The sequence below is a fragment of the Chryseobacterium gregarium DSM 19109 genome, assembly GCF_000430845.1.
Lineage (GTDB): Bacteria > Bacteroidota > Bacteroidia > Flavobacteriales > Weeksellaceae > Chryseobacterium > Chryseobacterium gregarium.
The window spans coordinates 186,886-200,553 of the sequence record NZ_AUMU01000006.1 but is presented as its reverse complement, the minus strand read 5'-3'; the positions used below and the strand labels follow the sequence as shown (position 1 = coordinate 200,553).

The following is a 13,668-nucleotide window of genomic DNA, read 5'->3' as shown; positions in this document are numbered from 1 at the left end:
ATTTCTTTGTATGAATTTTTTATCAAACTTTTTTAAACCATGTTTCTTCCAATGGTCGCCGAACTTTTAGACAGGCTTTTTATTTTTATTTGTTATTTTACCTTGATGTAAAAGAACCAAAAGATCAGGACCCAAAACTTTGCCTCAGTATTTTATATTTTATTTCTGAATCGGCGAATCTCTTCGAGATTTCTTAACGCTGCCCATTGAGCCCGCGCTGAAAAGTTTAAACTTGCGCGGATGGTGTGTTTGTTTTCATTTTAATTATGTAGCCGCGCTTCGGACATAAAACTTTTTTTGGTGGCCCTTGCTTTTCAATGGGCTTGACGCTAAAAGTTTAATGGTCAGTTGGGGACAAATAGCTAATTTTGCCGGCCGATGAATTGCTGACGTCCGTTCGAGTGAAATTCTGAAAGAATTTTGTATCGAGAACCGGTGAACTCCCAACCGCAGGCAGGTATTAATAAAAAGCTTCTCGATACACTCCGCTTCGCTGCGCTACTCGAAGTGACGTTCCATCAATCCAAGGTTTTGAATGCCGGGATCCCGAAGGAAGTAAGGTAAGGCCAAAATAAAAACAACCCCTTACCGGGGCTGTTGTAATCTTGTGCAGTCCTGAAATCACATGGACTGCTGGATCAGGCCTGAGCCCTCTTTCTGCGGCTCGAAGGTGATCACGCTCTGCCGCAGCAGTTCTGCGGGGAAGAGCTGCAGGCTGCCGTCCCGCGAGGTATGCCTGAAGGGTTTGTCTTTCCTGCCTTTTACAATGCCGGTGACCTTCCGGCACACCTTGTCAAATTTTTTGGCCCTGACCTCCAGGGTGTGTACGCCTGAGGCATGCCTGATGCTGATCTTTCTGAAATTCATATGCTGCTGTTTCTGTTTCTTGACGGATATACTTAAGGTATACTATTTTAGTGCCAGAGGACGGCACCGGCGAAGTTTATGACAGGGCTGATGATGCCAGTAAGGGAATGCGGTGAACCATTCCGGGCAAAACTGCCGTCGGAAGGTGTACGGAAATGATGGATATGATGAAAGAATGAAAGGAAAACAGGGATAATTTTACCCGGAATCCCGTGTACGGGCAGCGGAAAGAATAAGCCGGCGGGCTGCAGGCGGGGACTTCTGCCGGGAGTTAAAGAAGGATGGGGAAAAAGGACTGAAGATTAAAAACAGGAAATAATATCTTCTGCCGGTCGCATTGGCAGCGCTCAATTAAGAAGAATCCGGATCCTTGTCAATACATTATCGATATCGAACGGCTTGGAAATAAAGTCATCCGGCTCGCACAGGTGTTCCAGATGGACCAGGCCGGCATGCGCACTCATGATAATGACGGGAATATTCCCGTTCTGCTTGTCCTCTTTGATCTGCTGGCACAGATCGATCCCGGATCCGTCGGGAAGCATGACGTCGAACAGGTAGAGATCAGGGGTCTCACGGACATCCCGTCCTGCAAATGCCCCTGCGGTGGCAAAAGACTTTACCTCGTAATTTTCAGAGGTCAGAAATATTTCCAGAATTTCTCTGATCGCTTCATTGTCTTCCACTAAAAAAATCTTTCTCATGCTTTGGTCCATCAATAATTGCACCAGACCGCCTCCGGTCCCGAAGATGGGTTAAATGATCCTGAATGCATCTCTATTGAATTCTTCCTCCATGGTTCCCATTGTAAATCAGCCAGTTTCCGCAGAGGGCAATGACCATGCAGATTTCCGGGGTCTTTCAGCAGGCTGAGCCTGAAAGGCCAATACAGTAAAAAGTTTCAAAAAATTTCAAGGCTGATATGTAACCGCGCTTAACGGCTTGCGGTGTTTACGGCAGGCAGCGTGAACCAGAACTCGCTCCCTTTGCCGGTATTGCTTTCCACCCCGATTTTCCCGCCGTGGTTTTTGATGATTTCTGCACTGATATACAGCCCCAGCCCCAGCCCGGCGAACTTCCGGCCCTGGTGGTCGGTCCTGTAATACCGCTTGAAGAGGTGCTTGATCTGATCGGCCGCGATCCCCGGGCCATGGTCAATAACGCTTATTTTTATTTCGTCATCATTGGGCCTGCCCACATTCACTGTAATCGGCTCAGGGCCCGGCGCATATTTCACCGCGTTGTTGATAAAATTCACCATCACCTGCCCGATCTGCCGGCTGTCCGCTTCTATAATCTGTGACGCGTCCCCGGTAAAAATGATTTCCCGGCCGGTCTGATCCATGAGATCCGCGCAGCAATCCTTAAACAGCCCGGAGAGCACCACTGTTTCCTTTTCAATTTTCAGCTGCCCCTGCTCAATCCGCCCCGTATCCAGGAGGTCCATGATCAGGCCTGAAAGCTTGTCCAGGCTTTTCACGGACCGGTCCAGAAGCCTGGTGCGGGATTCGGCCGGCAGCTGGTCATTTGACCTTTGCAAAAGCTGCAGTGAAGCCTTCAGGGCGGTCACTGGGGTCTTAAGTTCATGGCTGGCAATGCTGATAAAATCATCTTTGCCCTGCATGACCATCCTTCTCGACGTTACGTCCATAAACGTCCCGATCCCGCCGGTCAGCCGGCCTTCAGGGTCCAGGATGGGCGCTGCGTTGATGGAAATGTAAAAACGGTCCCCGTCAGGAGGCTGAACCGCGATCTCACAATCATATACCGGCTTGCCTGTCCGCATCATGATGGACATCGGATGTTCTTCCGACGGAAGAGGCGTCCCGTCCAGCCTCAGGTTCTGCCATTGGGGATCGTCATACGTCCTTTCCCTGATCCTGCTTTCACTCAGCCCCAGAATCTGCTGGGCCATCGGGTTGGCATAGATCATCCGCCCGTTTTCATCGGTAACGCCTACCCCTTCAGCCATGGTCTCAAGGATGCCGTGAAGCCGCTGCTCACTGTTCCTTAAGGTTTCCTCGAGCTTGGTTTTTTCAATAATCGTCCGGTCCCGGTCCTGGATAGCGAGGACCTGCGGGGTCACTTCCACGGCCATATCGATTACCCCGGTAACCCGGCCGTTTTCGAGGTAAGGGGTATAGGAGAAATTGAAAAAGCCTTCTTCCAGGCTCCCGTTCCGGTTCAGCATGACCGGTTTTGAATAGTCGGATACGGATTCCCCCTCCCTGAAGGTACGGATCAGCACCTCGGCTGCCTTCTGCCCTTTCAGTTCAGGGAGCTCTTCAAATAACGGTTTCCCGATAATGTCCGCCTCCTTCCCGATCAGTTCCAGCATCTTCCTGTTGATCATCGTCACAATGAAATCTTCTCCTTTCACCAGCATCATGGCCACCGGGGCCTGGGCAATGAGGTTGGTGAAACCGGCCTGGCTTTCGGAAAGTTTCCCGTTAAGCTCTATGATGGTATCATTGAGCGCCCTGAGTTCCTTATTCCTGTCTTCCAGTATTTTATTGGACCCGTCCAGCCGGGCAAGGCTGTCCTGAAAACCTTTGCCGTCTGATACCAGGCCGTGGTTTTCTTCCTTCAGCCGGGCATTGAGAAGCGAGATCTTCCGGTTGGCCTCCTCAAGCTCTTCATTGATCGTGCTGTATTCTTCATTGAGGGTCCCGAGCTCTTCGTTGGTGGTCTGCAGTTTCTCGTTCAGCACCGTAAGCTCTTCATTGGATTCCTGAAGGAGCAGCTCGCTGTTTTCCAGCAGCTTCCCGGCCTCATGGATCTGCTGCTCGCGCCCTTCTTTTTCCGGGGCCCGCCTCCGGGCTTCCACCCTTTCCGTTACCTCAGTGGCCGTATGGAGGACGCAGGACACTTCCCCTTCGCTGCTGAACACCGGCTGACAGGTAAAATCAAAATAAGAAGTCATCCTTCGGCCGTTGATTTCCAAAATGGCAGGCATATCATGGGCTGCGTATGTTTTACCCGTTGCCCATGCCTTTTTCAGAAGGTCCGTAATCGGCCGGCCTTCCATCTCCGGAAGTGCTTCTCCGAATGTTTTGCCATGTACCGACGGATCCTTCCCCCACAGGGCCAGCATCGCTTCATTAACGAGCCGGATTTTAAGATCGGGGCCGGTATAAACGGCAGTGGCGGTGCAGGACTGCCTGAGTATTTCAACCCAGATATCGCTTCCCGGCGCTGAAAAAAATCTATCCATATACTACAGAGAGGATTATTAAATGATGATCAAGGAAAATGTGGAATTTCAGAACAGAGAGGGTGTATTGATATTTTTATTATTTTCCGTACTTAAGAACTACGGGCAAAGGTAAAAAGAATTTTTATAACTCCGTATGAAATAACGCAGGTCCCCTTATCATTTCGTATCCGCCCGGGCTTCGATCCCCCCTGTTCAGCCCGGGCATCGGCATCCGGAGGGCTTCCTTATTTATTCACCGGGATAAGCCCGGCTGTTGATGTACCGGGAACACACCCCTTAGATGTCTTCCTTGCAGCCATGGTCAGAAGCTGCCGGTTCTCTGCCTGCTTCGCTAAGCCCGGCTTCAGGACATGCAGCATCTCCGGAATGATAAATCCGTAGAAAAGCCCGAAATCTTGTATATCCCGGAACCCTCTTCGGCCTGCCTTTTTTTTGGCTCCGGATCTTAAGCGTCTGGTTTAAATTAATTTTTTGCATGCATGCTAATTTATTTTGGGTCTTTTTCTGTTGTGACCGTCACAACTTTGGGCCATGGCAGGATCGGTACGGATATGACAGGATAAGGATTTCCGATCTGTCTTTATGCAGTCATATCGCTTCATTCATTTAAGGTGCCTGTTTACAGGTCAGCACAACCTGGTAAGCCCCGGTGCCGGTTATCCGGTCCGTTATGGAAACGGTGGTGTGTTCCCCGACAAAAAGGGATACCGGCACCCCGCTGTCCGGCATCTTCTTTTTGCCGGCATACCTGTAGCCGAGAGCCGGCAGTTCATTTCTTAATTTTGCCGTACGGGCAGCCGATCCGTCAACGATGCTGACTGCATTGGAGCAGCTTTCGGCATTTCTGATCACGGTAATCACCATAAGGTCACCGGCTTCATCACTTTTGTTTTTATAAACCCTCTGATCCGGTTCTTCAATATCCGGTACCCTTTCGAACCCATATTGTGAAACCATGATCTGATCCAGATCTTCAAATTTATGTTTTGCTATCTCGGGGATCCGGAAAACATACAGTTCCTGAGACATCCCTAAACTGAAAAACAGTAAAAAGCCCAGCAAAAAAAATCTCATATTACTATCGAAATTATTATCGTTATATATCTGTATTAACATAAACCGACAGTCCGGGAACGGATCAGTCCTCTCCGGCGATCTCGGTTTTAAGGATATGGTACAGCTTCAGCTGCCCGAGGAATTTCTGCAGAATCTGCTCCGTATAATAGGATTTGACGAGCAGGGAATCCTTTTTGCCGTCAAAATCCAGCTTATCTGAAAAAACCGTAGTCCCCTTATATGAAATGGAGTAATAGGCATAAATGCCGTAAGCAGATTGCCTTTCGGGCATGCAGTAGCCCGAAGTGGCAATACACCACTCGCTGTCAAAAGTCTTCGATGCATGGCAGCCCATAGTATCGGTTATAATGCCCGATAGCCCATGGCTGCTGATTTCCGCGGCATCCACTTTAAGCAGTTTTACAATCCGGTCAGGAGTATGCACGGTTATCCCGCCCTTATAAAACAATTTTGAATTGCTCATTTCCGAAAATGCCAGCTGCAGCATCCCCGCCGTTACGCTCTCAGCGATTGAAATCGTCTCATGGCAGCCCATGAAATTTTCGCTGATTTCTTCCAGAAGTGCCTTATTGAATTGCATAGTCTATTATTTATTCAGATTCTTATCCCGATTGATTATTCCGGTCACGGGATGATTTAATTTTATCCTATGGCGGTAAAGCTGCTATCATCAGCAGTTCATACCCAGATGGTTATGGGCCTGGTCAAAGCTAATAAAATACTCAAAACCGGTCCTATGATCAGCATCATAAAGTATAAAAATACCCATAAAACACTAATATTAAATACGTTAACTCTCCATATTATTTCCCTTCATGCAGATAAATAACGGCAGGCCGTACATAAAAGCATAGGCACAATAGTAAAAATCTTTTGAGCATACATACAGTAAGACAGACTGAGAGAAAAGGTAGTCCTTAAGGACAGGCTACCCGTCGCTGAGGAATATCCGATGCCGTGAACGGGATCATGCAGCCGGAAATAGTGAAGGTGAATATTCAAAAACTGCTTTATTACAAAGCCCTGATAACAGTTTCTTTGTACCGGATAAACGAACTGCCCGGCTATAAAGGAAAATGCCAGCCGTTTGTTTAGCAATCATCAGGGCGGGCATTCTCATCATAATTCCCCAGTTCCCGGCTGACTTCATCCAGCAGCTGCTTTTCGGTAGGCAGGTACAGCCGGTACTGGCTGGCGATGATCTGCTGTTGGCCTTCGGGGAGCGTGAATTGTACGACGGCATCATTTTTATCGGCACACAGCAGGATCCCGACAGTCGGGTTTTCGCGGGGCAGCTTTTCCACCCGGTCATAGTAATTCACATACATCTGCAGCTGGCCGATATCCTGATGGGTCAGCGCATGGGTCTTGATCTCAATGATGACAAAGCTCTGCAGCAGCCGGTTGTACAGCACCAGGTCTGCAAAGAAGTCATCCCCTCCGATATGGATCCTTTTCTGCCGGGCCACAAAGGAGAAGCCGTTGCCGAGTTCCAGCAGGAACTCCTGGAGATGGGTGATGATGGCCTGCTCCAGGTCTTTTTCGTAATAGGCCGCTTCCCGTTTCAGGCCGAGGAACTCCAGGAACATCGGGTCCTTGATGATTTCCCGGGCACCGGCCGGCTGCTTCTCGTTCCGGGCAACCGCCAGCACGTTTTCTGGGTCACTGCCCAGCAACAGGCGTTCGTACAGGTTGCTGTATACCTGGCGTTCCAGCTGCCGGGACGTCCAGTTGTTCTTGATGGCTTCGGCCATATAGAAGGCCTTCTGCGCTTCGGTACCCAGGCGCATCAGGAGCCGGTACTGGGTCCAGCTCAATTGCGAACGCAGTGCGTTCGAAATCGGGAAAGCACGGTAGAACTGGCGGAACAGCTCGACCTGCCGCCTCGAAAAGCTGCTGCCGAATTCGGGTTCCAGCTCCCGGGCAATCAGCTGCGTCAGGTACTTCCCGTAGGACGCCCGCTCTTTCCGCTGCTGCTCTTCCTCGAAGATGCGCCGGCCGATTTCCCAGTACATCAGTGTCCGCTGGTGGTCTGCCGCCCGGGACGCCCGCTCCCGGGCCCGCGCAATGATGGCTCTGATATCTGATATGACTGACGGGTTGAGAAACATGGTTAAGGATCATAAATTTATGTGCCCCTTCTGCAGGGATACGCTGTTTACACTTAATGAAAAAAAGGTTTACCGGGGAAAGCCTGGCCGGGACAAAGCCCGGCCAGGCTTCCGGACGGAACGGGATCCGGTCAGGCTTCCGGACGGAACGGGATCCGGTCAGGGCTCGCCGTGAAAGAAGGATTTGGGGTAAAATATCTTCTTCCCGATTTTGGTATAGGGAATGGCGTTTGACTTCCTGAGCCGGTGGAGGGTCCGGTCGCTGATGTTCAGCAGCTGCTTGACGTCGGCACTGTCATAGTACCCGGCGCCGTAAGGCTGTTTTTGGTCGAGGGTTTTGAGAATTTCGGAAAGGAAAACCAGGAGCTTGCCTTTAAACGGTTCTTCTTCTTCGGAGAACGGCGTGTTGAATTCTGTTTTCATCGTGTTACGGTTATTAATTAAAATAATAATCCTGTCCCCATAAGCGTTATGTTTTTGTATTTAAACGTCAACACTTGGTGAATTATTATTCAGTCCGTCATTTTTTTTATACCCCGGCTGTTCCCCTGCCTGACAGGGATTAAAGGTAAGCCGCTCCGTACTGCCCCGGATGACAATATGTCCCTTGATGCTGCAGCTCAGTTCCGTATCCGGATATTACCCTTTTAAAACCCGGCAGGGTAAGCGATGTAAAGGCCTCTCCCCTGCCGGCCCGGCCCTTTATAAATACAGATAAGGGAAGCAGCCGTCAGAGCACCCTCCGGAATTGCCGCCGCCTGTCCTGTCAGCAGCTCCCTGCTTAATCCAACAGGCTGCAGCCACCCGGCAGCGTGACCCTGATGCAGGATCACATCTGTCCCATTCATTCACCAGGATTGACGGGTACAGAAGAAGCCCGTGTATAAAAGAGAAGGTGGGCTGAACGGTCCCGAAGCTTCGGGCAGCATGAAAATGAATCCGTTATCCGGGCTGGCCATGGAACCGGGTTAAAACAGACGATGGAAGTTTTTTAATAAGGTTTCACAACTCACCCTAATCCTGACCCGCTTCTAAAGTAATATACCCGATATTGAAATATTCTACAAGGCCCTCTCCTGCTGAACCTTCACCATTTCTTTTCCATATGAGTACAGGAAACTGTTTTGGCAAATCCCCGTTAAGCCGCTGTAGTATACTAAAAGACCAAAATACAACAATATATTGTTAAAAAATCAATCAAATATTGTTAAAAAGATATATTTTCATATCTTTGCCTGCTGTAGGGCCCATGATAAATAAGGGCCGGTGCAGATGCCGGGTACAGCCAAAATTAGAGTCAAAAAGTAATCTTATAAATTACGGGCCGTGATACTATACTAAGCCGGATCCGGTTTTTTGCAGGTAAAGATAAAATACGACACGTTCTGTCGTTTAAGAGCACTATCTTTGCCTGAGTATGAGACATGACCAAATTTAATGAAAGCCAAACTTACCATGATACAGCAAACCTCTGAGGAATATTCATTCTTACCCTTATTTTCAAACCCTGCGGTTTCCCATAATTTTTCATCCGGAAACCTTTTTATTTTCGTACCCGTATCATAACAATATAAAACGTAGAATACCCGACATGAAAAAACTCTATCTAAGCGCACTTACCGTGTGTGCCCTCATGGGTACGCATGCCCAGGAAATTATTTGGCAGAAGGAGATCAGATCCTCTGCCCAGGCCTTCCTTTCGCAGGTCACCACCACCATCGACCAGCAATACCTGATTACCGGAAGCTCCATCCAGCCGGGCCAAAAGCCGGCAGCCGGCAACGGGCAGCAGAATAATGGTTTCGATTTTCATTTGATAAAAATGAACCCACAGGGCGAAGAAGTATGGGAAAAATATTTCTCCGGAAAGAACCATGATTTCTTATCGGCTACCGTGAATACCCAGGAGGGAGGTTTCCTTCTGTCAGGCACTTCCTTCAGCAATAAAGGCCTGGATAAAAAGGAAGATTCGAAAGGAGGATCTGACCTCTGGCTGATACGGATCAATGAATTCGGGGATGAATTATGGCAGAAAACCATCGGCGGCGCTTCCGATGAAGAAGCGAGAGCCGTGATCCAGACGACGGATTTCGGGTTCTTTGTGGCAGGGAATGTTGCCTTCGGCTCCGCTCAGGCAACGGGAAAAGGGTACGGCTCCAAAGATGTCCTGATCATAAGGCTCGATAAAAACGGAAAAGAATTATCCCAACTGCTCTTAGGCGGAAAAGGCCTGGATGAGGTGGAGAAGATGGTGCCAACGAAAGACGGCGGGGCTTTATTGGGGGTGTATTCAAGAAGCAGTGCCGGCGGATCCAAGAAAACCGAAAACTTCGGCGAGGGCGATTACTGGATCATTAAGCTTAATAAAGACGGCAAGGTAGAATGGGAAAAGAATTTCGGCGGCAAAGGCGATGACCATCCAAGGACTCTGGCCTTGACTTCATCAGGATACTTAATCGGCGGGGAATCAAGGTCGGAACGATCAGGCAATAAAACGGTAGGCATAGAAGAAGGGACTGACTTGTGGCTGATTTCACTGGATGAAAGGGGTGAAGAGATGTGGCAGAAGTCATACAACTTTAAGAATAGGGATGTGCTGATGGGGATGAGTGTGGTGGCGAAGAGACAGGATGCAAGAGACAAGAATCAAGAGGCTAGAAACAAGAGCCAAGAACCAAGAGCCAAAAGTCAAGATGTGAGTACCGGGATTTTGCTGGGCGGGTATACGCAGGCTGAGGAAAGGATGGAGACGGATGATGAGACCTTCTGGATGCTATACCTGGACGAAAGCGGGAATGAGCAGTGGCGGAAGCACGTTAAAGGAGAATCCAGCAAAAGAGAAGAAAGATTGTCTGATATTAAACTCAACAGAGATGGCTCGATTATCTTAGCCGGAACAAGTGCGGAGGAACCCGGGAAAGAGAACTGGAAGATCGTGAAGCTTGGGGATAAGCAGTTGGATCAATTGATCGAAAAGCAGGATATTAAGATCTACCCGAACCCGGTGAGTGATTATGCGTATGTGGAAATCGGATTGGATTTTAAGGAAGCGGATATTACACTGTATGATATGGGCGGAAGACAGCTGCAGAGCCTGAAAACAAAAAACAAAGTGACGAAGATCAATACCCAGGCATTGGTGCAGGGGGCCTACCTGGTGGCCGTAAAAACAGATGATCAACAAACGGCCAGTGCGAAACTGATAAAAAAATAAACACAACGATGAGAAACAATACACCGCTTATACTGCTGTCTGTATTCAGCATTTTTATAAAGGCTCAGAATAACAACCTGCCTGAGCCTTCCACGTCATCTATTGCCAATTATGTCAATGCAGGCGTATCGCCTTCAACCGGTATTCCTTCGGTCAGCATTCCGGTTTACCAGCTGGAAACTTCGGATAAAAACTTTCCGGTTTCGGTGGGCCTGTCTTATCACCCCTATAATGCCAAACCGGAGGTCCCGGCAAGCGAGGTGGGCCTGGGATGGTCTTTGTTTAAGGGCGGGACCATCAGCCGGAAAGTGATTGAAGAAGTGGATGACACGCTTAACTGGACAGACACTGCGGAAAAATATGCCGATGTCTTTTATTACAGTATCCCGGGGCATTCCGGCAAATTCAGCATCTATAAAGATGCAGTGACCAACGCACTGGTGCTGAACAACATCAGCGGGGAGAAAATAAAATTAGAATATACCCGGGATCTTTCGACCACCCGGCTGGTCATTGCTTCTTTCAAGATTACCGACGACAAAGGCTACCAGTATTACTTCAATGACTACAGCCTCGGGCTGACAAAAAAGGGAGTCCAGAACATCAATTACAAAACCTCTTTTCTCCTCACCAGGATTACCGATGCCGGGAACAACGAGCTCGCCGGCTATACCTACGATAAAAAAACCAGATATGCAGGAGCGTCTGCCACCATTAAATACCAGTACAGCAAATCAAAGGAAATTACCACCGCAAAAGGTAAAATTATGTTTACCTATGACATCGATACGGACTACTTTAATACGGAAAACCCGGATAATGATGCCTATTCGGTAAAGTACATCATGCTGTATGATAAGGCAGGGCATTTCATCTCGAGGTATGAACCTGAATACGGCGCTATGCAGTTCGGCAGTTACAGCTCGGCACTGATAAACAAAAGAACCCTTTCCGGATTGAAAAAAACGGATAAACTGCTCGGTGTGAGCGAACGGACCGGTTTTGAATACGATACCACGGGTTCTGATACTGATTACGGGGATTATACCGCTTCATTCTGTAATATCGGCTCAAACGGCCCGAATCCCCAAAAGAGTACCATCGGATTGCTGAAGAAAATCACCTTCCCAACCCAGGGCTATGTGGTCTATGATTTCGAAGCCAATGAGCTGTATGCCAATAAAAGCCAGCTGGATTACAGCAACATGGATCACATAGAAGATCCGGCCGTACAGTATTGGGGAGAGACCGCCATCCCGTACCATACCGACAATACCAGGACCTATAGCTTCCAGGTAAGCGGGAACCCGGGCACTCCCCTGTATCCTGTGATCATCATCAATGAGCAGCTGAACGACGGCTTCCCGAATGATCCGCTTGACCCGAATGACCCGCATAATATGGTATTGACCTATACCGTGAAAGATTCCAACGGAACCATCGTAAACAGACAGACCGGCTGTACGTCAGATTATTATAAACTGAAGGCAGGGACGTATACCGTCAACATCAACAATGCGTATGGATACGGGAATTTCAAAGTGTACCAGATCAAATCAAAACCTAAGCCTTACCGGAATTATGTGGCAGACGGAACGGGGGCAAGAATTAAAATGATCCGTTCTTATGATGCTGACGGCACCCCGGTCAAAACAAAAAAATACGAGTACAGTTCCTTTACGAATCCACTGGATGCTACCGGGTATGCTTTTTACGGCGATCCATTAGACCCTATGGATTTTACGGACTATTTTATCCTGTATAAAAACGTAAAGGAAACCGAGGTTTCAGGAACTCAGAATGATGGGAGTATTCACTATACGTTCAAAACCCCGGATGACTATAAGGATGCCAATTCAAAATTCCTGTACTATAACCTTACCTCGAGCGGGGTAATGGCCAAAAAGGAGGTCTATGACAACACCAATCACCTTCAGGAAAGTTATGATTATGAATATACTTTCCAGGATATCCCCAATTCCCTGGGCTATACGGTCTATGATACCACCACCAAACCGGCCTGGCTCCAGTACTCAAAGGAAACCGCCAAAACCTATCTGGGCCAGTCTGCCTACCAGACGGTTTCGGAAACCACTTTCAGCCCTGACAATTTCCAGGAATCCCTGTCCAGAACCACGGCCCAGGACGGCTCGTTTACTGAAACCACTACCCGATATGCACAGGGCCTGAACAATACGCGGCTGACCAATGCCAATATGATTTCCGTGCCCCTGCAGATAGAAACCAAAACGGACGGAACCGTAATGACCAAGGTGACCACTCAGTATAATAATACCGGTCATTTTTACCCGACCTCGCTGGAATGGGCAGACCTGAACCAGACTGCTGAAACCCAGATCACCTTTGATGTATATGATAACAAAGGCAACCTGGTACAGACCACGGATAAGGCCGGGAATTCAGTAACAACGATCTGGGGATATGATCAGACCCTTCCTATCGCACAGATCGCAGGCCCCAAATACAGTGATATTTCATCCTTATCTATAATTACTGCGGCTATCAGCGCCTCCAATGCAGACGCAGACAATCCTTCCAATGAGCCAGCACTGCTTACTGCGCTGGAAAGCCTTCGCACTGCAACTCAGCTTCAGGGGTATTCCATTACAACATATACTTATGATCCATTGGTAGGCATTACGCATTCTATTTCGCCTAACGGCATCAAAGCAACGTACGAATACGATGCTTCAGGAAGGCTGTTAAGGGTAAAAAACAGCGAAGGGCAGATATTAAAAGAAAACCAGTACAACTACAAGCACTGATGGAAATGAAGAATGAAGAATTAAAAATGAAAAATCCGGGAAGGAATTTTTTGAAAGATAAGAGTTTTGCCTTCAGTGTTGATATCGTTAATCTTTATAAAAAACTGACAGAACATAAAGAGTTTGTAATGTCTAAACAGATGCTTCGCAGCGGAACTACTGTAGGAGCATTGGTAAGGGAAGCAGAGTTTGCCCAGAGCAAACCGGATTTCATCAGCAAACTTTCAATTGCATTAAAAGAGGCTAATGAGACACACTATTGGCTGGAGCTGTTGAATTATACAAATTACATTGATAATGATTCTTTTAACACGCATGTAAAACAAAACAATGAGCTTATCAGTATGCTGGTTTCCAGTATCAAAACCTCAAAATCTACCCTCAACAAATGATCAC

Annotated in this window: 12 protein-coding genes; 3 read left to right on the top strand and 9 right to left on the bottom strand. The window is 48.1% G+C overall.

The window, feature by feature from the left end:
- Window positions 1–621: 621 nt before the first annotated feature.
- From H561_RS0107675 to H561_RS0107610, 9 genes are all read right to left on the bottom strand, one after another.
- The gene (locus H561_RS0107675; RefSeq protein ID WP_027386469.1) at window positions 622–867 is read right to left on the bottom strand and encodes a hypothetical protein; all 246 of its coding nucleotides are present in this window, start codon (window positions 865–867) and stop codon (window positions 622–624) included.
- A 347-nt stretch (window positions 868–1,214) separates the two neighbouring features.
- Window positions 1,215–1,571, bottom strand: a complete 357-nt coding sequence (locus H561_RS0107665; RefSeq protein WP_027386468.1) for a response regulator transcription factor — start codon at window positions 1,569–1,571, stop codon at window positions 1,215–1,217.
- Window positions 1,572–1,801: 230 nt separating this feature from the next.
- Entirely contained in the window at window positions 1,802–4,081 is a 2,280-nt protein-coding gene (locus H561_RS0107655; protein ID WP_027386467.1) for a PAS domain-containing protein, read from the bottom strand.
- 279 nt (window positions 4,082–4,360) lie between these two features.
- Window positions 4,361–4,561 carry a hypothetical protein gene (locus H561_RS0107650; protein ID WP_027386466.1) on the bottom strand — a complete coding sequence of 67 codons (201 nt, stop codon included), beginning with the start codon at window positions 4,559–4,561 and terminating at the stop codon, window positions 4,361–4,363.
- 129 nt (window positions 4,562–4,690) lie between these two features.
- Window positions 4,691–5,158, bottom strand: coding sequence for a hypothetical protein (locus H561_RS0107645; RefSeq protein WP_027386465.1), 468 nt, complete (start codon window positions 5,156–5,158; stop codon window positions 4,691–4,693).
- Window positions 5,159–5,222: 64 nt separating this feature from the next.
- The gene (locus H561_RS0107640; protein WP_027386464.1) at window positions 5,223–5,741 is read right to left on the bottom strand and encodes a CinA family protein; all 519 of its coding nucleotides are present in this window, start codon (window positions 5,739–5,741) and stop codon (window positions 5,223–5,225) included.
- A 511-nt stretch (window positions 5,742–6,252) separates the two neighbouring features.
- Entirely contained in the window at window positions 6,253–7,272 is a 1,020-nt protein-coding gene (locus H561_RS0107625) for a PDDEXK nuclease domain-containing protein (RefSeq protein ID WP_027386462.1), read from the bottom strand.
- A gap of 159 nt (window positions 7,273–7,431) precedes the next feature.
- Window positions 7,432–7,695 carry a helix-turn-helix domain-containing protein gene (locus H561_RS22230; protein WP_034761641.1) on the bottom strand — a complete coding sequence of 88 codons (264 nt, stop codon included), beginning with the start codon at window positions 7,693–7,695 and terminating at the stop codon, window positions 7,432–7,434.
- A gap of 224 nt (window positions 7,696–7,919) precedes the next feature.
- Window positions 7,920–8,120 (bottom strand): hypothetical protein, encoded by a 201-nt coding sequence (locus tag H561_RS0107610; RefSeq protein ID WP_027386461.1) that lies wholly within the window; start codon window positions 8,118–8,120, stop codon window positions 7,920–7,922.
- Window positions 8,121–8,863: 743 nt separating this feature from the next.
- On the opposite strand from H561_RS0107610, the gene H561_RS0107590 reads away from it, so the two are divergent.
- Genes H561_RS0107590 through H561_RS0107580 form a run of 3 tightly spaced genes read left to right on the top strand, consistent with a single transcriptional unit; the run spans window position 8,864 to window position 13,664 of the window.
- Window positions 8,864–10,486: a T9SS type A sorting domain-containing protein gene (locus H561_RS0107590; RefSeq protein WP_027386460.1), complete on the top strand. Its 1,623-nt coding sequence runs from the start codon at window positions 8,864–8,866 to the stop codon at window positions 10,484–10,486.
- An 8-nt stretch (window positions 10,487–10,494) separates the two neighbouring features.
- Window positions 10,495–13,272, top strand: coding sequence for an RHS repeat domain-containing protein (locus H561_RS0107585; RefSeq protein WP_027386459.1), 2,778 nt, complete (start codon window positions 10,495–10,497; stop codon window positions 13,270–13,272).
- 5 nt (window positions 13,273–13,277) lie between these two features.
- Window positions 13,278–13,664: a four helix bundle protein gene (locus H561_RS0107580; protein WP_034761718.1), complete on the top strand. Its 387-nt coding sequence runs from the start codon at window positions 13,278–13,280 to the stop codon at window positions 13,662–13,664.
- The last annotated feature ends 4 nt before the right edge of the window (window positions 13,665–13,668 follow it).

Coding starts and splice junctions, on each gene's coding strand:
- H561_RS0107675 (WP_027386469.1), bottom strand. CDS start 867: ATGAATTTCAGAAAGATCAGCATCAGGCATGCCTCAGGCGTACACACC.
- H561_RS0107665 (WP_027386468.1), bottom strand. CDS start 1,571: ATGAGAAAGATTTTTTTAGTGGAAGACAATGAAGCGATCAGAGAAATT.
- H561_RS0107655 (WP_027386467.1), bottom strand. CDS start 4,081: ATGGATAGATTTTTTTCAGCGCCGGGAAGCGATATCTGGGTTGAAATA.
- H561_RS0107650 (WP_027386466.1), bottom strand. CDS start 4,561: ATGCAAAAAATTAATTTAAACCAGACGCTTAAGATCCGGAGCCAAAAA.
- H561_RS0107645 (WP_027386465.1), bottom strand. CDS start 5,158: ATGAGATTTTTTTTGCTGGGCTTTTTACTGTTTTTCAGTTTAGGGATG.
- H561_RS0107640 (WP_027386464.1), bottom strand. CDS start 5,741: ATGCAATTCAATAAGGCACTTCTGGAAGAAATCAGCGAAAATTTCATG.
- H561_RS0107625 (WP_027386462.1), bottom strand. CDS start 7,272: ATGTTTCTCAACCCGTCAGTCATATCAGATATCAGAGCCATCATTGCG.
- H561_RS22230 (WP_034761641.1), bottom strand. CDS start 7,695: ATGAAAACAGAATTCAACACGCCGTTCTCCGAAGAAGAAGAACCGTTT.
- H561_RS0107610 (WP_027386461.1), bottom strand. CDS start 8,120: ATGAATGGGACAGATGTGATCCTGCATCAGGGTCACGCTGCCGGGTGG.
- H561_RS0107590 (WP_027386460.1), top strand. CDS start 8,864: ATGAAAAAACTCTATCTAAGCGCACTTACCGTGTGTGCCCTCATGGGT.
- H561_RS0107585 (WP_027386459.1), top strand. CDS start 10,495: ATGAGAAACAATACACCGCTTATACTGCTGTCTGTATTCAGCATTTTT.
- H561_RS0107580 (WP_034761718.1), top strand. CDS start 13,278: ATGAAGAATGAAGAATTAAAAATGAAAAATCCGGGAAGGAATTTTTTG.